General features: G+C 39.3%; 21 protein-coding genes. 4 read left to right on the top strand and 17 right to left on the bottom strand.

Features of this window, described 5'->3' with window-relative positions:
• Complete coding sequence (locus AY601_RS18670) at positions 1-801, top strand: patatin-like phospholipase family protein (protein WP_068403842.1); 801 nt, start codon at positions 1-3, stop codon at positions 799-801.
• Here AY601_RS18670 and AY601_RS18675 read toward each other — a convergent pair.
• Genes AY601_RS18675 through AY601_RS18705 form a run of 7 tightly spaced genes read right to left on the bottom strand, consistent with a single transcriptional unit; the run spans position 796 to position 7,712 of the window.
• Positions 796-1,518, bottom strand: a complete 723-nt coding sequence (locus AY601_RS18675) for a 2-phosphosulfolactate phosphatase (protein WP_068403844.1) — start codon at positions 1,516-1,518, stop codon at positions 796-798. The two genes, AY601_RS18670 and AY601_RS18675, sit on opposite strands and share 6 nt — an antisense overlap.
• Before the next feature lie 19 nt (positions 1,519-1,537).
• Positions 1,538-2,617, bottom strand: coding sequence for a glycine cleavage system aminomethyltransferase GcvT (gene gcvT, locus AY601_RS18680; RefSeq protein ID WP_068403846.1), 1,080 nt, complete (start codon positions 2,615-2,617; stop codon positions 1,538-1,540).
• 41 nt (positions 2,618-2,658) lie between these two features.
• Positions 2,659-3,861: a glycosyltransferase family 4 protein gene (locus AY601_RS18685; protein ID WP_068403848.1), complete on the bottom strand. Its 1,203-nt coding sequence runs from the start codon at positions 3,859-3,861 to the stop codon at positions 2,659-2,661.
• A gap of 17 nt (positions 3,862-3,878) precedes the next feature.
• Entirely contained in the window at positions 3,879-4,490 is a 612-nt protein-coding gene (locus AY601_RS18690; RefSeq protein WP_068403850.1) for a ribonuclease HII, read from the bottom strand.
• A gap of 21 nt (positions 4,491-4,511) precedes the next feature.
• Positions 4,512-5,621, bottom strand: coding sequence for an ABC transporter permease (locus AY601_RS18695; protein WP_068403856.1), 1,110 nt, complete (start codon positions 5,619-5,621; stop codon positions 4,512-4,514).
• On the bottom strand, positions 5,621-6,757 hold the full coding sequence (locus AY601_RS18700; RefSeq protein WP_068403859.1) for a glycosyltransferase family 2 protein: 1,137 nt from the start codon (positions 6,755-6,757) through the stop codon (positions 5,621-5,623). Before AY601_RS18700 ends, AY601_RS18695 begins: the two co-directional genes overlap by 1 nt.
• A complete protein-coding gene (locus AY601_RS18705; protein WP_068403861.1) occupies positions 6,735-7,712 on the bottom strand; it encodes a lysylphosphatidylglycerol synthase domain-containing protein in 978 nt (325 codons plus the stop codon). Before AY601_RS18705 ends, AY601_RS18700 begins: the two co-directional genes overlap by 23 nt.
• A 45-nt stretch (positions 7,713-7,757) precedes the next feature.
• On the opposite strand from AY601_RS18705, the gene ruvC reads away from it, so the two are divergent.
• Both ruvC and AY601_RS18715 read left to right on the top strand, forming a co-directional pair.
• Entirely contained in the window at positions 7,758-8,321 is a 564-nt protein-coding gene (gene ruvC, locus AY601_RS18710) for a crossover junction endodeoxyribonuclease RuvC (protein ID WP_068403863.1), read from the top strand.
• A gap of 30 nt (positions 8,322-8,351) precedes the next feature.
• On the top strand, positions 8,352-8,996 hold the full coding sequence (locus AY601_RS18715; RefSeq protein ID WP_068403867.1) for an FkbM family methyltransferase: 645 nt from the start codon (positions 8,352-8,354) through the stop codon (positions 8,994-8,996).
• 105 nt (positions 8,997-9,101) lie between these two features.
• Here the strand turns inward: AY601_RS18715 and AY601_RS25415 are convergent, their stop codons facing one another.
• The 10 genes from AY601_RS25415 to AY601_RS18760 form a co-directional block, all read right to left on the bottom strand.
• Positions 9,102-9,317 (bottom strand): hypothetical protein, encoded by a 216-nt coding sequence (locus AY601_RS25415; RefSeq protein ID WP_084359345.1) that lies wholly within the window; start codon positions 9,315-9,317, stop codon positions 9,102-9,104.
• Positions 9,318-9,402: 85 nt separating this feature from the next.
• Positions 9,403-10,188: a 5'-nucleotidase, lipoprotein e(P4) family gene (locus tag AY601_RS18720; protein WP_068403869.1), complete on the bottom strand. Its 786-nt coding sequence runs from the start codon at positions 10,186-10,188 to the stop codon at positions 9,403-9,405.
• Between the two features lie 114 nt (positions 10,189-10,302).
• On the bottom strand, positions 10,303-11,184 hold the full coding sequence (gene atpG / locus AY601_RS18725; RefSeq protein ID WP_068403871.1) for an ATP synthase F1 subunit gamma: 882 nt from the start codon (positions 11,182-11,184) through the stop codon (positions 10,303-10,305).
• Between the two features lie 56 nt (positions 11,185-11,240).
• A complete protein-coding gene (gene atpA, locus AY601_RS18730; protein WP_068403873.1) occupies positions 11,241-12,815 on the bottom strand; it encodes a F0F1 ATP synthase subunit alpha in 1,575 nt (524 codons plus the stop codon).
• Between the two features lie 44 nt (positions 12,816-12,859).
• Positions 12,860-13,408 (bottom strand): ATP synthase F1 subunit delta, encoded by a 549-nt coding sequence (gene atpH, locus AY601_RS18735; RefSeq protein ID WP_068403875.1) that lies wholly within the window; start codon positions 13,406-13,408, stop codon positions 12,860-12,862.
• A 25-nt stretch (positions 13,409-13,433) separates the two neighbouring features.
• Complete coding sequence (gene atpF / locus AY601_RS18740) at positions 13,434-13,928, bottom strand: F0F1 ATP synthase subunit B (protein ID WP_068403877.1); 495 nt, start codon at positions 13,926-13,928, stop codon at positions 13,434-13,436.
• A gap of 82 nt (positions 13,929-14,010) precedes the next feature.
• Positions 14,011-14,217, bottom strand: coding sequence for an ATP synthase F0 subunit C (atpE, locus tag AY601_RS18745; RefSeq protein ID WP_041879754.1), 207 nt, complete (start codon positions 14,215-14,217; stop codon positions 14,011-14,013).
• A 38-nt stretch (positions 14,218-14,255) separates the two neighbouring features.
• The gene (gene atpB / locus AY601_RS18750; protein ID WP_068403878.1) at positions 14,256-15,386 is read right to left on the bottom strand and encodes a F0F1 ATP synthase subunit A; all 1,131 of its coding nucleotides are present in this window, start codon (positions 15,384-15,386) and stop codon (positions 14,256-14,258) included.
• Between the two features lie 14 nt (positions 15,387-15,400).
• Positions 15,401-15,790, bottom strand: a complete 390-nt coding sequence (locus AY601_RS18755; RefSeq protein WP_068403879.1) for a hypothetical protein — start codon at positions 15,788-15,790, stop codon at positions 15,401-15,403.
• A 107-nt stretch (positions 15,791-15,897) separates the two neighbouring features.
• Complete coding sequence (locus tag AY601_RS18760) at positions 15,898-16,116, bottom strand: AtpZ/AtpI family protein (protein WP_068403881.1); 219 nt, start codon at positions 16,114-16,116, stop codon at positions 15,898-15,900.
• 167 nt (positions 16,117-16,283) lie between these two features.
• Here AY601_RS18760 and AY601_RS18765 point away from each other — a divergent pair, with 167 nt between their 5' ends.
• Positions 16,284-19,307, top strand: a complete 3,024-nt coding sequence (locus tag AY601_RS18765) for a tetratricopeptide repeat protein (RefSeq protein WP_198163556.1) — start codon at positions 16,284-16,286, stop codon at positions 19,305-19,307.
• The last annotated feature ends 2 nt before the right edge of the window (positions 19,308-19,309 follow it).

A 19,309-nucleotide genomic window follows, 5' to 3' on the forward strand; every position in this document is an offset into this window, starting at 1 on the left:
ATGAGGAAGAAAGTAGGACTTGTTTTATCGGGAGGCGGAATCAGAGGGATTGCTCACCTTGGTGTTTTAAAAGCATTAAAGAATGCAGGAGTTACCTTTAGCCATATTAGCGGAACAAGTGCGGGTGCGATAGTAGGTGCGTTTTATGCTGCCGGAATTGATCCGGAACATGCATTGGATATCTTTATTAAAACCAGGTTGTTGCGATTTGTAAGGCCATCTTTAGGTGCATTGGGCTTGGTGAGTATTGAACATACCGAGCAATTGCTGATGGAATATTTTCCGGATAATAAGATAGAGAACCTCAAGATCCCGCTCACTATTGCGGCAACGAATTTTAGTGAAGGCAAACTGGTCTATTTTACAGCAGGACATTTAATCAAAGCTGTGCAGGCTTCCTCTTGTATTCCGGGGATCTTCAAGCCGATTATGATTGATGGAAAGATGTATGTAGACGGTGGAATTCTGAATAACTTCCCAATTGAGCCTTTGCTGAATAACTGTGATTTTATTATCGGGTCTTCTTGTAATCACTTAAAGCCTGTAGACGTAATGACAAATATTACCGCTTTAATGTCCAGAGCAGGATTAATGTCTGTCAATAAGGATATGGAACAAAAATCAGCTTTCTGTAACCTCTTGATTGAGCCTAAGGGAATGGGTGAAATTGGTACATTTGATATGAAGAAAGCTGAAACCATTTACTGGCTGGCTTATGAGGAAACACTGAAAACTATTCAGCACAATGAAGCTTTTAAAGAGTTAATCAAAGAGATTAACACGCCTGACGAAGACTTATAAACTTGTTTTTAAAGCAACCAGCTGGTCACCTTCCAATACAGGGATTGTCTGGCAGATATTAGTCTGTAAACAGAACTTCACATCTTCCTCAATATTCAGTGCAACCATGCGGTGGCTGTGAGATGATTTGTGGATATAGGCCCTTAGATCGTCCTTAGCCAGCAAATAAAGATCTTCTGCTGCTACACTTGCGTCATCATAATGCGTAAATCCACTGCGAAGCTGGTTCACTACTGCGCCTGCAAAGATGGTATCTTCCAGGTTAAACTGGTCCTTCCAGCCTGCGCAAAGCAATAAAACATCTTTTTCCTGAGTTTTAAGCCATTCACATAAAGCTTCTAAATTCAGGAAAGAACCGATCACTACCTGACTGGCACGCTTTCTTGCTAAATGAAGCGCTTTTGTACCGTTCGTAGTCGTGAGCACAATTGTTTTTCCAGCCACTTTTTCGGCGGTATAAGAAAACGGGGAATTACCGAAGTCATAGCCTTCAACTACTTCCCCGTTTCGCTCTGCTGCCAGCAAATAACCTTTACCTGCATAGTTCATGCATTCTTCGACCTGCGCTACCGGGATAATCGCCTGTGCACCATTGTCAATTCCATAAACCATGGAAGAAGTTGCTCTTAAAATATCAATCACTACGACAATACTATTTTCAATAGCGTATAAATCAATAAGGGCAGGTGTCAAACAGACTTCTATCTTTCTTTGCATGGTCAGGGAGGGCGGCAGCTTATTTATAAAATGGGAACTTTACTACTTTTGCTTTAATGGAGGTATTACGGATGCTGATATAGATCTCATTTCCTTCTTTAGCATGTTCTTTCGTTACATAACCAATTCCTATTGCTTTTTGTAATGATGGGGATTGTGTACCTGAAGTTACTTTTCCGATTACGTTTCCTGCTGCATCAACGATTTCATAATCATGACGGGGAATACCACGGTCTATCATTTCAAAACCAATCAGACGACGTTTAACACCAGCTTCTTTCTCTGCAAGCAAGGCTTCTGAATTGGTGAATGTTTTAGTGAATTTAGTCACCCATCCTAAACCAGCTTCAATTGGAGAAGTCGTATCATCGATGTCATTTCCATATAAACAGAAACCCATTTCCAAACGTAAAGTATCACGTGCACCTAAACCAATTGGTTTAATATTAAAAGCTGCACCTGCTTCGAAAACGGCATTCCAGACAGTTTCTGCATGCTCATTGTCGCAATACAACTCAAAACCACCTGCACCAGTATAACCAGTTGCAGAAACGATCACGTTAGCTACACCAGCAAACATCCCTTTAGTAAATGTATAGTATTCCATAGAAGCCAGGTCAATATCAGTTAAGCTTTGTAAAGCTTCTGCTGCTTTTGGTCCCTGAACTGCTAATAGAGAAGTTTTATCAGAGATATTGTGCATTTCTACACCCTGTGTATTGAATTTTTGAATCCAGTTCCAGTCTTTTTCTATGTTTGAAGCGTTAACAACCAACATATAAGTTTTTTCGTCAATTCTGTAGATCAGTAAATCATCTACAATACCACCATCTTCATTTGGAAGATAAGCATACTGAACTTTACCATCATATAATTTTGAAGCATCATTGCTGCTTACACGTTGAATCAGGTCCAGTGCATTTTCACCCTTCAGGATGAATTCACCCATGTGGCTTACGTCAAAAACGCCTACGGCTTTTCTAACTGTAGCATGTTCTGCATTAATGCCTTCGTATTGAACGGGCATATTGTATCCTGCAAATGGAACCATTTTGGCTCCTAATGAAATATGTTTCTCTGTTAATGCGGTATTATTCATGCGCTATTGCTCTTAAAATTGAGGGCAAAAGTACATAAAAATTATCCATTTACTAATCGCTGATAGACATTCAGCATCCTTTGTGAAATAGTGGCCAGGTTATGATCTCTTTCTGCTGTCTTGCGGGCATTCCCGCCGATTTCGCGCCACCGGTTCGGATGGGTGATACATTGCAGAATACAACGGTAAAACTCATCAGCGGTGTCCGCAATCAGGATATCTTTTCCATTTTCACAGTTCAGTCCTTCTGCGGCATAGGTTGTGGCAATAATACATTTCTTCATTGCCATGCCTTCAATAATCTTCACCCGCATCCCGCTTCCCGAAAGTAAAGGCACAATCATGATCGCCTTGGAATTCATAAAATCAATCGCATCGAACACTTCTCCTTCTACCACCAGGTTATCGAAGTCATATTCATAAAAATGCTGCGGCATACTTTTACCGGCTACATAAAACCGGAGCTCAGAGCTGAGTTTTTCTATATCGGGCCAGATTTCTTCTATAAACCATTCCAGTCCTTCTTTATTGGGCCGCCAATCCATCGCACCCAGGTGAAATAAAGTTGGGAAGCTTGTTTTGGACAGGTCAATCGTATATTTCTCAAAATCCAGGGCTACAGGAAATACTTCTATTCCTACTTCACAGCCAAAAGAGAGGATGCTCTGCCTGTCGGGATTACTGATGGCAAAAATCTGGTGAAAGCGGTTCATCTGCCCGGTCTCATAGATTTTTAGCCGGCGTGCTAAAAACTGCAGGTATTTACGCCTTGGGGTAAACCGTTCAGAAGTTGCCAGGCGTTCCCATACATCAAAAACAATATTGTGTGCCCGGTAAATCAGCTTAGCTTTACTATAGCTTTTAACTACTTCCAGATAGGGTACTACAAATAACCCCTCGAACTGAATAATATCGAACTCATTTTCCCGGAGGATATTCTCCAGCAATTTTGCCGCATCGTCATCATAAAACCTGGAAACGTTGTAAGACTCATTGGAGAAGATATTGAAAAAAGCACCCCACAAATTAACCTCTGTATCCAGATCAAAAGAATGAAATTTGATCTGGTCATAAACCGGATCATAGATATCATCCACATCCACCCGGTGTTTATTGGTGTTGATACTGAACAAAGTAATTTCCACACCCAGGTTCAGCAATCCTTTCATCGTATTATAGACTACAATCGGATAACCACTGTTGGGAGGAAATGGGACTCTGTTGCTAAGTATAAGTGTTTTCAATAAGGTGAAAATACGAATTATCCCGCATTATCTACAACGAGAATTCTTTCCGGATCACTTATTGCAAAAGTTTTACGGTGATAGGGAGTCAGCCCATGCACTAAAGCAGCAGAGCGGTGAACTTTAGTCGGATAACCTTTGTTGTTCTTCCATTGGTAAACAGGATATTCATCTGCCAGATTATCCATGTATTCATCCCGGTGTGTTTTTGCCAGGATAGACGCAGCAGCAATATTTAAATATTTACCATCCCCTTTGATGACACAGCTATGCGCAATACCTGGATAAATTTTAAACCGGTTTCCATCGATACTTAAAAAGCCAGGCTGCACAGTCAGTTTTTCAATCGCCCTGTGCATTGCCAGAAATGAAGCGTTCAGGATATTTATTTCATCAATTTCATGGTTATCTACAAAGCCGACAGCCCATGCAATTGCTTCTTTCTCTATAATTGCTCTTAGCGCTACCCGCTGTTTATGCGTTAGTTTTTTCGAGTCATTCAGTTCTCCGGCAACAAAATCCAGCGGTAAAATTACTGCGGCTGCGTAAACAGGCCCGGCTAAACAACCTCTGCCAGCTTCATCGCAACCCGCTTCTAAAAATTCTTGTTGAAAACAGTTTAATAACATCCTGTAAAGTTAAGGGATTTTTTAAACCAGTGTACCTGGAGATTTAACTTTAAAGGCATCACTTAATCCGATAGCCATTAAATTAAAAGCATATACAGTCAGCATAATCGCCATCCCAGGCAGAATCGCCAGGTAAGCTGCATCCATCACAATATAGCCGTAGTTTTCTTTGATCATCCCTCCCCAGCTGGGCATAGGTGGCTGTGCGCCGAATCCAAGAAAACTCAGGCCGGTTTCCAGTAAGATGGCAGAAGCAAAATTGGCAGAGGCGATCACCAGTACAGGGCCTGCAATGTTGGGTAAAATATGACGCGTAAGAATACGGAAAGTTGGAAAACCTAATGCCCTGGCCGCTTCTACAAACTCAGCTTCTTTAAGCGCCATTACCTGTCCGCGGACTAACCTGGATACGTCTACCCAGGTAGATAAGCCTACTGCAATAAAGATCTGCCAGAATCCTTTTCCTAAAGCAAATGAAATAGCAATTACTAGTAACAGCGAGGGTAAGGACCAGATTACATTCATCAGCCAGCTAACTACTGAATCTGTCATGCCCCCGAAATAACCGGCCATTGCCCCCAGACTTAAACCGATACTCATAGAGATGAGTACGGCCAGTAAACCTACTGATAAAGAAACCCGGATACCCAGAATGAGGCGGCTCAGTAAATCTCTTCCATAGCCGTCTGTACCTAACCAGAAGGTTTGCTGGTAAAGATGTTGCTTTAAATAGGATTGATGATTAACAGGAAGCCGGATACTGCTTTCAGCAGCTTCTTCGTCATCGCCAATATATTCTTTGATCCACAAATGGTTTCCTGCGATTCTGTAGCCTGTAATCGGGATGCTTTTGAATTCAGCTTCTTGCCCGTATAGCATTTTCTCCAGGAAATTTACTTTTCTGAAATCCGGGTTCTGACTAATGACCAGAAACTGAAATGATCTGCCCGGTTTTTTATTGCTTAATTGTAAGTGCATGGTATTGGCCATTGGTGTCTGGTCGGGCGTAATCAAATAGCCCAGTATACCCATCACCAAAAGCAAGAGAATAAACAGGAGTCCTCCAACGGCAGGTTTATTTCTTTTAAACCTGCCCCATATTCTTTCTGAGGGACTCTTACTATTCTCCATTATTTAACCATTCTACCCTTCCAGTTGTATTTACCCGAGTTACCTGCAATACCAATATAGATGATATACAATACATGCAGCACATTCAATACAGGTAATAATACCATCAGGCTTCTTCTTTTAGCGAATTTAGTGACATCAAGCAGGAATATAAACTCTATAATTATTTTCAGCAGTAATTGTATCAGTGCAATTTTCAGGAAGCCAAAGAAGAACAAGCCAATAAGCAGGTTCAACAAAATACTGACATTGAAAAACCAGATAAATACACCCAGTACAATGATAGATTTATTTTTATAGCGTGTGCTTTTGGAAGCCCAGCGTTTACGTTGTTGTAAAAACTCTCCAAGGTTAGGCTTTGCATGGGTGTAAACCATGGCATCCCGACTTCTCAGAAACCCAATATGATTGTCATAACGGGCCGCAATTTTATGTAAAAGCAGCTCATCATCTCCAGAAGCCAGATCATCTATTCCCTGGAAACCACCAACTTCATAAAAAGCTGCTTTTTCATAGGCTAAATTGGCCCCATTACAGGTAGAAGGTTTTTTATTCCCTATTGTGGAGGCTCCCAAACCTATCAGGTAAAGGAATTCTAAGGACTGTGCTCTTTCAAAAAAGCTTTTCTCTTCATCATAAGCCACAGGCGATGAAATCATTTTATAGCGTTTCTCTTCGTAAAAGGCAATGATTGTAGTGAGCCAGGCTGTTCCCATCCGGCAATCTGCATCTGTGGTGATGATCAAATCTCCAGTCGATTGTCCAATCGCCGTCTGAATAGCTTTTTTCTTATAAGAATTTAAAGCCTGGCTTTCTTTCAGGGAGATCAGCTTTACACCCGATGCAGCGTATGACCTGACAATTTCGGCTGTATTGTCTGTGGAGTGATCATCAATAAAAATGATTTCTGTCAATGCTTTATTATAGTCCTGTGCCAGTAATGCTTCCAGGGTACGGTGAATATTATCGGCCTCATTACGTGCCGCAACGATGATAGAAACAGCAGTAGAACCCTTAGTTTGCTTATACTTAAAGGGGATCAATTTATGCCAGCCACGAATAAATCCGGCAACAACAAGAAGATAAATGAGGGTTAAAAATGCGGATAGGTAACTAACGACGATTAAGACTTCCAAAAAAATTTAATTTAAAAACAAAATATGAACCTAATATAGCAGGAATAATAATATTTATGAGCCAGATGCTTGCGGTACATGCAATCACGGCAACATCCTGTTTGGTTACAAAGCTAAAAAAATAAGACGCAGTTGCGCTTCTTATCCCAATATCAAATAAATCCAGAGAGGGCAGCGTAGATTGTACAAAAAAGAGGATACAAACCATCATCAGGATGTCCAGGTAATGAATGTCAGCAATCAGCCAGTAAAACATAATGAAGTATTGTGTACTAAACACGATATAACGTGCCAGGCAAAACATCAGAATCTGAAAAAGTTCTTTTTTCTGGTAACGCCCAAGGATACTGTAGAACTTCTTATATTTCCTGGTAAAGCGCATGGATAGCAATAAGCCATTTAACCAGCGGATGTTAAAGAAGAACGTTAAGAAAAACAGGCAGAACATGGCTGCAAGTACTATAATCGCATAGTTGAGCCGGTAATCTAAATGCAGGAAACGCAGCAGAAAAATGCTAAGCGCAATTGCTCCGAAAATATTAGTCAGAACCATTTGGCCAATATTACCTACTGCCATAGCTACAACGCCGATAATCCTGCGTTTTGGGGAAAGAAAAAACACTCTCCCGCCGTACTCTCCCAACCTGTTCGGTGTAAAGATAGCCAGTGTTAAACCACAAAATACGGACTCAATAGATTGCCATAAACTCAGCTTCTCTATCTTACGCAACAGTCTTTTCCATTTGAGTGCTTCCAGCCCCCAGTTCACCAGCATTAACAACAATACTAAGGAAATTACAGCCATGATTTCTGTACGCGGGATCGTAGATATGATCTTCCTGAAACTTTCAAGGTTCGCATTTGAAGTGAGTTTATGATAGATAAACCAGAATGCAAAAGCAACTATAGTTACTTTTATAGCATAGGAAAATATACGTTTATAGTCAGATCTCAAATTATCGTTTCTTTTATATTGTGCAAATATGCTTAATATTGTTCTATGTTGGCTGAAAAAAAGGAGCGGGTAATCATGGGTATCGACCCCGGAACCGCAGTGATGGGTTACGGTGTAATCCTGGAGAAAGGGAGTAAGATTGAACTGATTGCGATGGGCATTGTGAAGATGAATCATCTGGATGATCATTTTTTAAAATTACAGCGTATTTTCGCCAAAACGGTAGGTTTAGTAGAGCAGTATAAACCAGATGTAATGGCATTGGAAGCTCCGTTTTATGGAAAGAATATACAAGTTATGCTTAAACTGGGCAGAGCACAGGGAATTTGTATGGCGGCAGCATTATCCAAAGATATACCTATCACGGAGTATGCGCCAAGAAAAATTAAACAAGCGATTACAGGAAATGGAAGTGCCGGAAAAGAGCAGGTTGCCGCTATGCTGCAGCAATTACTGAAGTTCAGAGAGACACCTGAATTCCTGGATGCGACCGATGGGTTAGCTGTTGCGGTGTGCCATTCTTTCCAAAGGATACCAACTGGTGGCAGTGGTAAATCTTATTCCGGATGGGATGCTTTTGCGAAAGACAATCAGAAAAGAGTGAAATAGTAGTACATTTGAATTTAATCAATTTCAATTTTGGATAATAACATATCAAAACTAAGCTTATTTAATCCCAGCAAATTACGCACGTTATTGTCACTTGGGTTTAAGGGATATTTAGCAGATCAAGGCTGGTTTAAGGCCCGTGAAACAAAATCAGCAGTAGATCAGAATGGGGAAGCAATTCCTTGGGTAACTTATGCTTTTATTGACTTTATTAAAGACAGGATCACCAAACAGCATGACATATTTGAATTTGGCTGTGGAAACTCCACGATCTTTTACGCAAAAAACGCCAATTCTGTAACTGCCGTAGAACATGATAAAGCATGGTATGAAAGAAATGCAGCAATCAAAATACCAAATGTAGAAATGATTTATTGCGAGCTGGTCCGTGGAGGCGCTTATTCTAAAAGTGCAGTGACGACCAATAAAAAGTTCAATATTATCATTGTAGATGGCAGAGACCGCGTCAACTGCTGCAGAGAATCTGTATTGTCTTTAACAGAGGATGGAGTAATTGTACTGGACAACTCAGAACGTCCGGATTATGCAGAAGCCTTTACTTTTTTTAAAGCCAAAGGATTTAAACACTTACCTTTTACAGGGATGAGCCCTGGAGTTACGACTTCAAACTGTACTTCGGTATTTTATAAAAGCAATAACTGTTTAGGGATTTAATCAGACGGGAAATTGTAGAATCCCTCAAACTATAAACGCATAAAAAAGCCTTCTGCAATACATGTTACAGAAGGCTTTCTATTTAAAAGCTTATATTTTCTGGAATTATGAACCTAGTATTTTGAATACTGCTTTACAGCAAATAAATGCACCAAGGAATAATACGATCCATGATACCAGAGATAAAGTAGTTGAGTCAAATGCGAAACGCAGATAAACTCCTAACATGCTCACAACTATACCCGCAACCAATAATTTATATATTGATGTTTGATTTGCATTTTGCATGCTTTTAGTATTGTGTTTTGGCGTTTGCTCCATTTTTTTATTTTTTAATTCTGCTGCAAAATTAATATTATTCCAGCAAAAAAAGCATGTTCAACTAAGAATTTATTGAATAATGTTCCTAATAGCTTTTTAAGCCCTTGATTCTTTGCTTTGACCTTTCAGTTTCGCTCAGATGGCCACCTTTATACAATAGTTTTTCCCAATCGCCGTACATTGGATTAGGCAATACAATGAAGTGATTCCCAAATTCTTGCTGTGCTTTATCCACTTCTTCTTTCGTATTCTTTCCTTCCCTGTAAAAGACATTGGAAAAGTCACTTAAATTATCTCCGCAAAGCAGCAATATATTATATTTTCCCAATACCTGTTGTCTTCGTGCTTCTTTGTCAGAAGTTTCTTGTTTAACCATTAAATGCGCCTCGTCAGCATAAGGAAATCCTAAACGCTGTAAGTTAGTCAGGGTAGCTTTATAATCCACCTGATCGCGGTTAGTGATATAAAATGTCTCTACTTTTTGAGTATGTGCATATTTTAAAAACCCCAATGCTCCAGGTACCGTATCTGCCGCTGCTTTAGCTGTCCATTCCGACCAGTCTTTAGGTGCATAACTTAAACCCTTTTGAATTTCATGCCCCTGAAAAGGAGAATTGTCCAGAACAGTTTCATCAATATCCACCACCACACAACTTGGCTTGGTCGTATCCGCACCTTTTAAGCGTTCCTGTAAAGAAAGTTTAGCGAAGTTATAAGCCTGAAAAGACAGTGCCCTGTATTCTCCTGAATGTTGTTGCCAGGCTACAGCAATGGTATAGTCTTTGGCGGCCTGTACTGTTGGATTGGTTTGCGCCATTAAACCTAAAGGAAGCAATAAAGCTAAGGCCACCGGAAAAGAGATTTTGATCATGATAGAAATGTTTACGCAAAAATAATTATTCACAACCCGCAAAAAGTTATTTATATGTAAAAAGGCCGTTATCAATTGACAACGGCCCTTTTATTATAGTTTTTAATGTGAGTATTATCCGTTCAATGCAGCAGCACCACTTACAATCTCTGTAAGCTCTGTGGTAATTGCAGCCTGACGTGCCTGGTTGTATGAAAGTTTTAAGGCTTTCAACAGGTCACCCGCGTTTTCTGTTGCTTTATCCATTGAAGTCATCCTTGCTCCGTGTTCTGAAGCATGAGAATCCAATACCGCTTTGAATAACTGAATCTTAATCGACTTAGGAATTAATTCTTTAACAATTTCTTCTTTTGAAGGCTCAAGAATATAATCTACCTGGTGCTGATGAGTTTCTTCTGCTTTTTCATTTTGTGGTAAAGGCAATAATTGCTCAGTAGTCAAAATTTGTACAGCAGCATTTTTGAAGCGGTTATAAACCAATTCTACTTTATCGTAATCACCGTTTTTAAAGCCGGCCATTATTGAATCAGTAATTTTAGTTACGTTTTCAAATGTTAATGCAGTATAAACCTCGTTGTTGTTTCCAATAACGTTGTAGTTTCTCTTTTCGTAGAAATCCTGAGACTTCTTACCAATAGCTAAAATACTTACATTACCATTTTTATACTGCTCACTGTATTTCTCAGCGATCAGGTTATTAGTTGCCTTGATTACATTCATGTTGAATGCACCAGCTAAACCACGGTTTGAAGAAACCACTACGATTAACACCTTGTTAGGCTCGCGTTCCTCAGTATATGGTGATGAAGATCCTTCCAGGTTGGCAGAAAGATTCCCTAAGATCTCTTTTAGCTTCGTAGCATACGGACGTAACTGTATAATAGCATTAGTTGCACGCTTCAGCTTAGCTGCCGAAACCATTTTCATGGCTTTGGTGATCTGCTGCGTAGACTGCACTGATGATATACGAATTCTTACTTCTTTTAAATTAGCCATTCTTTTTTAATCTTCTTTAAGCCTGTTTAAAAATTAAACAGGCTCTTTTATTTTATTTAGTATTTACCTGCTAATTCTTTAGCTACAGTTTCTAATACAGATGTAATTGCATCATCCAGTTTACCAGCTTTTAAAGCAGCTAATGTTTGTGGGTGACGTAATTCCAATTGTTGTAAATATTCAGCTTCAAATGCTCTGATTTTATTTACAGGAACTGAACGCATCAGGTTTTTAGTACCAATATAAATGATCGCCACTTGTTTCTCAACAGTCATTGGAGAGAACTGACCTTGCTTTAAAATCTCAACGTTTCTTGAACCTTTATCCAATACAGATTTTGTTGCTGCATCTAAATCAGATCCGAATTTAGAGAAGGCCTCTAATTCACGGTATTGAGCCTGGTCTAATTTCAAAGTACCAGCTACCTTTTTCATTGATTTAATTTGTGCGTTACCACCAACACGTGATACCGAGATACCTACGTTGATCGCCGGACGTACACCTGCGTTAAACAAGTTAGATTCCAGGAAGATCTGTCCGTCAGTAATCGAAATTACGTTAGTTGGGATATAAGCAGAAACGTCACCAGCCTGAGTTTCGATAATAGGTAAAGCAGTTAATGAACCACCACCTTTAACGATACCTTTCAGAGATTCAGGTAAATCATTCATCGCTTGTGCGATCTCATCGTTAGCGTTGATTTTAGCCGCACGTTCTAATAAACGACTGTGCAGGTAAAACACGTCTCCAGGATAAGCCTCACGTCCCGGTGGACGACGAAGTAATAAAGATACCTCACGGTAAGCTACTGCCTGTTTAGATAAATCATCATAAACGATCAGTGCCGGACGACCTGTATCACGGAAGTACTCACCAATTGCTGCACCAGAGAACGGAGCATAAAACTGCAATGGAGCAGGATCAGCAGCCGAAGCAGAAACAACAACTGTATAAGCCATTGCACCGTTTTCTTCAAGCGTACGCACAACGTTTGCTACAGTACTTGCTTTCTGACCACAAGCAACATATATACATAAAACAGGGTTACCTGCTTCATAAAATTCTTTTTGATTGATGATGGTATCAATACAAACAGCACTCTTACCTGTCTGACGGTCACCAATAACCAGCTCACGCTGACCACGACCGATAGGAATCATCGCGTCAATAGCTTTGATACCTGTTTGAAGAGGCTCATTAACAGGCTGACGGTAGATTACACCAGGAGCTTTACGTTCGATTGGCATTTCGTAAGTCTGACCAATGATTGGTCCCTTACCGTCGATAGGTTCACCTAATGTATTCACTACACGGCCTAACATACCTTCACCAACTTTAATAGAGGCAATTTTTTTAGTACGTTTAATTGTATCGCCTTCTTTGATCGTGCTCGATGGGCCTAATAAAACCACACCAACATTATCTTCTTCAAGGTTCAAAACAATACCTTGCAAGCCTGTTTCAAATTCAACTAGCTCACCTGATTGAACTTTAGTCAAACCATAAACACGGGCAATACCATCACCCACTTGTAATACGGTACCAACTTCTTCAAGTTCGGCTTCTGATTTAAAGCCCGACAATTGTTGCCTGATAATTGCCGATACTTCGTCTGGTCTTACCTCTACCATAATTTTATATTATTTCTTTTGTAATTCTGTATATTGTTATCGGACTAAACCACGCCGTGGGCCAATTCCTTTTTTAATTTGTTTAGACTACCAGCAATACTGGCATCAAATTGTTTGTCTCCAACTTTAAGAATGAAACCACCGATTAGTTTATCGCTGATCTTTTCTTTGATGATCACTTCATTTGCACCAATCTCTCTTTTAACAACGCTGATAATCTCTGCTTTATTCGCATCAGTCAATGCTATAGCTGATAATACTTCTGCAGTTACAATACCTTTAATCGTATTATATTGTCTGACAAATGCTTTCGTAGTATCAAATAAAATAGCAGCACGACCTTTACTGACAAGCAATTTCAGATAAGATATAGTAATTGCGTGAACGCTCTTACTGAAGATCCCTTCCAAAATAGAATATTTTTTATCCAGAGGAATCACAGGATTCTGAAGAATAGCCTCTAGCTCACTGTTTTGATCAATAACCTGCTCAATAAGAACCATATCATTTTTCATCTCTTCCAAAGCATTTTGCTCCGTAGAAAGATCAATTAATGATTTGGCGTATCTTGATGCTGCTTTATTTTCTGACATGTTATTTTAATTTGTAGGCAAGGAATTAATTCAATTCAATATCTTTCAATAAATCAGCAACGAAATCCTGTTGCTTAGCTTTATCAGCTAACTGATTGCGCAATACGCGTTCAGCAATATCAATTGATAATGATGAAACCTGATCTTTCAATTCAGCTAAAGCAGCTTTCTTTTGATTTTCAATTTCAATTCTTGCTTTTTCAATTAATTTAGCGCCTTCAGTCTGTGCCTGATGTTTCGCTTCATTAACGATTGAATCTTTTAACGTTTTCGCTTCTTTCAGCATCAAGTCTCTTTCTGCACGGGCTTCTTTCATCAATTCCTCGTTCTGTGCAGCTAAGCGTACCATTTCCTGTTTCGCTAACTCAGCTTTGTTTAAAGCTTCATCAATATTATGCTCACGTTCTTTGATAGCCGCTAATACAGGTTTCCATGCAAACTTGGCCAAAACAAACATCAACAATAGAAATGCTATTGTCTGAAAAACAACTAAACCAATTTCCGGTACTAATAATTCCATCTAAGTATATATATTAAATCTTTATTTCTTAAATCATAGTATGTACTTTGCAGCAATCCTGCAAAGTACATGACCATTTTTTTTAGTTGGCAATTAATGCAACAACTACTGCGAAAAGAGCAACCGCTTCAACGAAAGCAGCAGCGATTAACATCGCAGTTTGAATTTTAGAGGCTGCTTCTGGTTGACGAGCAATACCTTCCATAGCTGAACTACCGATTTTTCCGATACCTACTCCAGCGCCAATAGCAGCTAAACCAGCACCAATTGCAGCAATACTTCCTGTAATCATGATTATATATATTAATTGTTGTTAAAAAATTCTAATTAATGGTGTTCTTCTATCGCCATTCCAATGAATAACGCAGATAACATTGTAAAAATAAACGCTTGTATAAAGGCAACCAGCAATTCAATTGCTCCGATAAACAATGCAAATGGAACCGATACAAGGGAAACATAAACAGAGTTGAATACGAAGATCAAACCAATCAGTGATAACATTAAAATGTGACCAGCGGTGATGTTTGCAAATAAACGTATGGCAAGTGCAATAGGTTTAGTGAATACACCAATGATCTCAACTGGTACCAATACGATATATAACCACCATGGTACATCAGGTGTAAAGATGTGTTTCCAGTAATATTTATTACCGTTGGTTACCACAATGATTAAAGTGATTACTGACAATACCGCAGTAACTGCAATATTCCCTGTTAAGTTAGCTCCTCCCGGAAGGAATGGAACCAGACCCAGCATGTTGTTGATCCAGATAAAGAAAAACACAGTTAGCAGGTATGGCATGAAACGCTCATACTTGTGTCCTAAGTTTGGTCTTGCAATATCATCACGTACAAACAGGATAAGTGGCTCAACCCAGGATTGTAATCCTTTTGGAGATTTACCCGCTCTCTTTTTGTAACCGTTAGCGACATTAAGAAATACTAAAAGCATGACAACGACCGAAAGTATTAAAGTACATACGTTCTTAGTAATAGAGAAATCAAGAGGACGTGCATTTGTTGCGTGGTGATCAGCACCAAGTTCTACATACTCTCCTTCTGCATTTGCAGTTTCAGAAGCATAATAAATCTTTTCGTGCAATTTCACAAAACGCTGGCCGGCACGCTCGATTACTAATTTAGCTTCATCGTCTCCGTGAAACTCATTAGAATTGAACATCACCAATCCACCTTGCGAATACAAAATGACAGGCAGGCCAATAAAGGTATCCCCGATTACATGCCAGCTATGCGAATCCGCAATGTGGTGTAAGGCGAACTTACCTAAATTGAACTTTTTCTCAGCCTCTGGTTCGGCGTGAGCGGTTACGGTTGCTTTCGATGTGTCTTCCTGTGCATATAACAGGGGTGTTACAAAGAATAACGCTAAAAAAAGCGTAAAAACAAGGGTTAACCTATTAACTTTAAAATCAAAAACGTGGCTACAATCCATTTACTGGCAGATTTTTACTTATTATTTTGGTGGCGCAAGTTACATAACAGCGAGTATATTTCAAAGAAGCTGAACAATAAATATAAAGAAAAAAAGTTGAGCGCGAAAACTAACCCCTTTTCTTTAGTGTTCAGGCTGTAAATCAGTACAAAAGCCATAGAAAATATCATTTTCAAAACAATTGACCCCATAATCGCTATAATACCCGTCTCCGGATCCATTTTTATCCCCAGATAAGCCATTATATAAGCTATATAGGTGAGCCCGCCTATAAAACCAAATAGTAACCAGAACTTATTAACGAGTAAGGTAACATTTGGAAATAATACAGGTAAGGCAAAGGCAGCTCCGGCAAGGAGCAGCGAATAAATCAGATAGTACAATGTAAACTTTAAAACACTCAAAATACTTAATTTTTGACAAAAGTATGAGAATCTGTTTGAATTCAGATAATAAAATTATTTATTAGTTCATTTTAAACAGTTTCTGCAATTAACACAGATTACGAGAATTAGTCTTTACTATTCAGTTGTCTGATAACCTGATATAAGGAAATAATCACACCTAAAAGGCCGAGCAATGCCGCATAAATCATTTGAGCATTATTTCTATATTGGTCAATTTTATAACCTGCGAAAGCAAATACACCGATGGTCGCCAGCATCTGGAAACCCATCCCGGTATACTTTACAAAATTTGCTGATTTTTTTTCTTTTGGCTCGTCATTCATGAGGTTAATATATTTAGCGGCTATAAAAACAGATAGAGGTAATAAATTTATAACAGCTTCTTAAACGGGCTCTTATAAAAAATTAATAATTTGCACAGAAATATTGATGAATAAAATATTTTTGCATACATTCTAGTCTATTTTAAATGTTGACTCAAACTACTTATTTGAAGAATCTCCAACGCTCCAGTTTGAAATTGTTATTATTTTACCTGGGAAGCTCTTTATTAGTGGCTTGTAGTACGCCTAAAGATACGGCAACAAGCAGGGCTATGCAAAATTTAACTGCACGTTATAACTATATTTATAACGCGAATGTTATTCTCAATAATTACGAAGAAGAGTCGTATAATTCCTATATCGACAACTACAGTGACGTTTTACCAATCTATACTGATCCTGAAAAATTCAGTTCAGAAAGTGTTCTTCATGCACCAGCCAATGACAGAGCACTGGACGCCATCGTCAAAAAATCAAGAGCCATTATTGCCGATAAAGCTTTCAGTAATTATATAGATGATGCCTACCTGCTATTGGGTAAAGCTTATTACCTTAAAACCAATTATTTCGTAGCCGAAGAATACTTCGATTATACCGCCAAAACCTATACCAAAGATATGAACGTGCTGATTACAGCACAAAACTGGAAAGCAAGAAGTTTGATGCAGCTCAACAATATGGAGGACGCTGCAATCATCCTGGATACTGTTTATGACAACCTGGAACTGGTGAAGAAGAAAAGGTCTGAGCCTTACGCAACTATTGCGCAGTCCTACATTTATCAGAACAGGTACAACGATGCCATTCCCATCCTGGAAAAAGCAGTCAAAGAAAGTCAATTGCACCGTAACAGTATCCGCTGGACTTTTATCCTTGCCCAATTATATGAGCGTCAGAAGAAATACAAAGAAGCTTTGGCGCTTTACACCAAAGTACAAAAAAGTAATGCTGGCTTTGAGTTGTATTTCAATGCAAACCTGAACAGGATCAAAGTTACCGGTATCCTCAATGGAGAACACCTGAGCCGGAAGAAGGAATTACAAGCCTTGTTGAAAGATGACAAGAACCTGGACTACCATGATCAGATTTATTATCAGATTGCAGAAGACTATGCTGAAGAAGATAATATTACCGAAGCAGAAAAGTTTTACAAATTATCTATCAGGAACAGCACCAAGAACAATTATCAGAAAGGATTGTCCTATTTAAAGATGGCCGATCTGAATTTTAACAAACACAAAGATTTCCTGAAAGCAAAAGCGTACTATGATAGTACGGTAACCGTATTGCCTAAAAACTATCCGGGTTATGCACAGATCGTAAAAAAGAGCCAGAACCTGGAATATATTACTGACAGGTATGCTGTTATTGCTTACCAGGACACCCTGCAAATGCTGGCTGAACTCCCTGAGACAGACCGTATCGCTAAGATTAAAAAACTAACGAAAATTAAAGCAGCCTCTGTGGCCACGAATAACGGAACTTTCAGAAATGATCTTTTTCCTGAAGCTGGGAGGCGTAACAATACCGGTACACCAATTACAGGTTCGTTCTATTTTAGTAATCCAGCGGCTTTGAGCAGGGGTTATACAGACTTTCTGACTAAATGGGGTAACAGGAAACAAGAGGATAACTGGAGACAAAGTATTAAATCATCTTTACAAACCACTTCCGAAAGCATTGCCAAAGTAGAGAATGATGGCTATCCGACAGACAAATTAGGGATAGAGAAAACTATTGCTGATAAAGATACGACAGGTAAAAAATACATGGCAGCCGTTCCCCTGACTGCTGAGGCCGTTAAAGCTTCAAATGTAAAAATCATTGACGCTTATTATGAAATTGCAAGTTTCTATCAGCAGGAGCTGGATGATCAGCCTGAGGCTATCCGGATCTATCAATTGATATTAAGCAGGTTTCCTGATAACAATCACCTGGGTTCTGTTTATTATAGCTTATACCTTGCCTATCAAAAAACAGACCCTGCGAATGCAGCCAGGTATAAAGCACTGGTGCTGGATAAATTTTCGGCAAGTGTTTATGCCAAAACTATCCTTGACCCCTACTATTCTATGAAACAGTCTGACCTGGAAGCTGCAGGTATTAAAAGATATAACCAGGTATTCGAATTGTATGAAGGAAAAGCATTCCCGTCAGTGATTACTGAAGTGAATACTACTATTCAGCAATATCCGGCTGGTTCAATCAATCCTCAATTAAGTTATCTGAGAGCTATAGCAATTGGAAGAACACAGCAAATTGATAGTCTGACAGCAGCCTTTAAAGCAATTACCAATATATATCCGGACGATAAATTAATCGTTCCATTGGTGAAAGAACACCTGGCTTACATTGCTACACATCAGGGTGAATTCCGCAAAAGAAGAGTTGCTTTACCAGACTTTGATCCGGCAGAGCCTCGTTTCTTTACTTCAGCTCCTGTAACCGAAAAGGTTGTTCAACCGAATACACAACCAGATCTTCAGTCTATTGCACAACCAGCAAAAGAGAATCAGACTGCAGTTGTTAAACCACAAGCTGTTCCACCAGCAGTTATGAAGGAACAAACTGCTATTACCAAACAGATTCCGTTTGTTGAACCTGTAACCACTAAAGACGTTCCGGTTAACCAGCCACAGGTAGCTGTCGCAACTCCTGTTACCCCACCCGTTAAAATTGATGTGCCACCTGTTGGAACAGTTGTGCCGCCAGTTACTCCGCCTGTTCAGGTTGAAACGCCTGTCGCAGCTGTTGTCACTCCGGAAGTTACGCTGCCTGTTCCAGTAAAAACAGCTGAAGTTCCAGCTCCCCGCCCGGTTATTAAAGACAAAACCTTCAGTACAGAAATAGCTAAAGTTTATTATTTTGTGATTGACGTGGCAGATGCCAGCCTGACCCTAAGTTCCTCGCGATTTGGGATCGGTCAATTTAATCGTGGAAACTTCCCTGGAGGAGGTTTGAAACACCAATTAACAGAATTTGACAATGATCAACTGATATATGTTGGGAACTTTCTTAGTTTTGCAGAAGCAAAAAGTTACGCTGACGGAATAACTCCTCAATTAAAACAGATCATGAAAGTCCCTGCTGGCACGTACAGCAGCTTTATTATCAGTAAGGAGAATTTCGAAAAGCTCCGGAGCAAGGATCTGGTAACTAAATATTTAGATTTCTACAAAAACAACTACTAAAA

Origin of the sequence: Pedobacter cryoconitis (assembly GCF_001590605.1) — a bacterium.
GTDB lineage: Bacteria > Bacteroidota > Bacteroidia > Sphingobacteriales > Sphingobacteriaceae > Pedobacter > Pedobacter cryoconitis_A.

What these genes read in the sequence shown, in the direction of transcription:
- AY601_RS18670 (WP_068403842.1), top strand. Translation starts at nt 1, where the DNA reads ATGAGGAAGAAAGTAGGACTTGTTTTATCGGGAGGCGGAATCAGAGGG.
- AY601_RS18675 (WP_068403844.1), bottom strand. Translation starts at nt 1,518, where the DNA reads ATGCAAAGAAAGATAGAAGTCTGTTTGACACCTGCCCTTATTGATTTA.
- gcvT (WP_068403846.1), bottom strand. Translation starts at nt 2,617, where the DNA reads ATGAATAATACCGCATTAACAGAGAAACATATTTCATTAGGAGCCAAA.
- AY601_RS18690 (WP_068403850.1), bottom strand. Translation starts at nt 4,490, where the DNA reads ATGTTATTAAACTGTTTTCAACAAGAATTTTTAGAAGCGGGTTGCGAT.
- AY601_RS18695 (WP_068403856.1), bottom strand. Translation starts at nt 5,621, where the DNA reads ATGGAGAATAGTAAGAGTCCCTCAGAAAGAATATGGGGCAGGTTTAAA.
- ruvC (WP_068403863.1), top strand. Translation starts at nt 7,758, where the DNA reads ATGTTGGCTGAAAAAAAGGAGCGGGTAATCATGGGTATCGACCCCGGA.
- AY601_RS25415 (WP_084359345.1), bottom strand. Translation starts at nt 9,317, where the DNA reads ATGGAGCAAACGCCAAAACACAATACTAAAAGCATGCAAAATGCAAAT.
- AY601_RS18720 (WP_068403869.1), bottom strand. Translation starts at nt 10,188, where the DNA reads ATGATCAAAATCTCTTTTCCGGTGGCCTTAGCTTTATTGCTTCCTTTA.
- atpG (WP_068403871.1), bottom strand. Translation starts at nt 11,184, where the DNA reads ATGGCTAATTTAAAAGAAGTAAGAATTCGTATATCATCAGTGCAGTCT.
- atpA (WP_068403873.1), bottom strand. Translation starts at nt 12,815, where the DNA reads ATGGTAGAGGTAAGACCAGACGAAGTATCGGCAATTATCAGGCAACAA.
- atpH (WP_068403875.1), bottom strand. Translation starts at nt 13,408, where the DNA reads ATGTCAGAAAATAAAGCAGCATCAAGATACGCCAAATCATTAATTGAT.
- atpF (WP_068403877.1), bottom strand. Translation starts at nt 13,928, where the DNA reads ATGGAATTATTAGTACCGGAAATTGGTTTAGTTGTTTTTCAGACAATA.
- atpB (WP_068403878.1), bottom strand. Translation starts at nt 15,386, where the DNA reads ATGGATTGTAGCCACGTTTTTGATTTTAAAGTTAATAGGTTAACCCTT.
- AY601_RS18760 (WP_068403881.1), bottom strand. Translation starts at nt 16,116, where the DNA reads ATGAATGACGAGCCAAAAGAAAAAAAATCAGCAAATTTTGTAAAGTAT.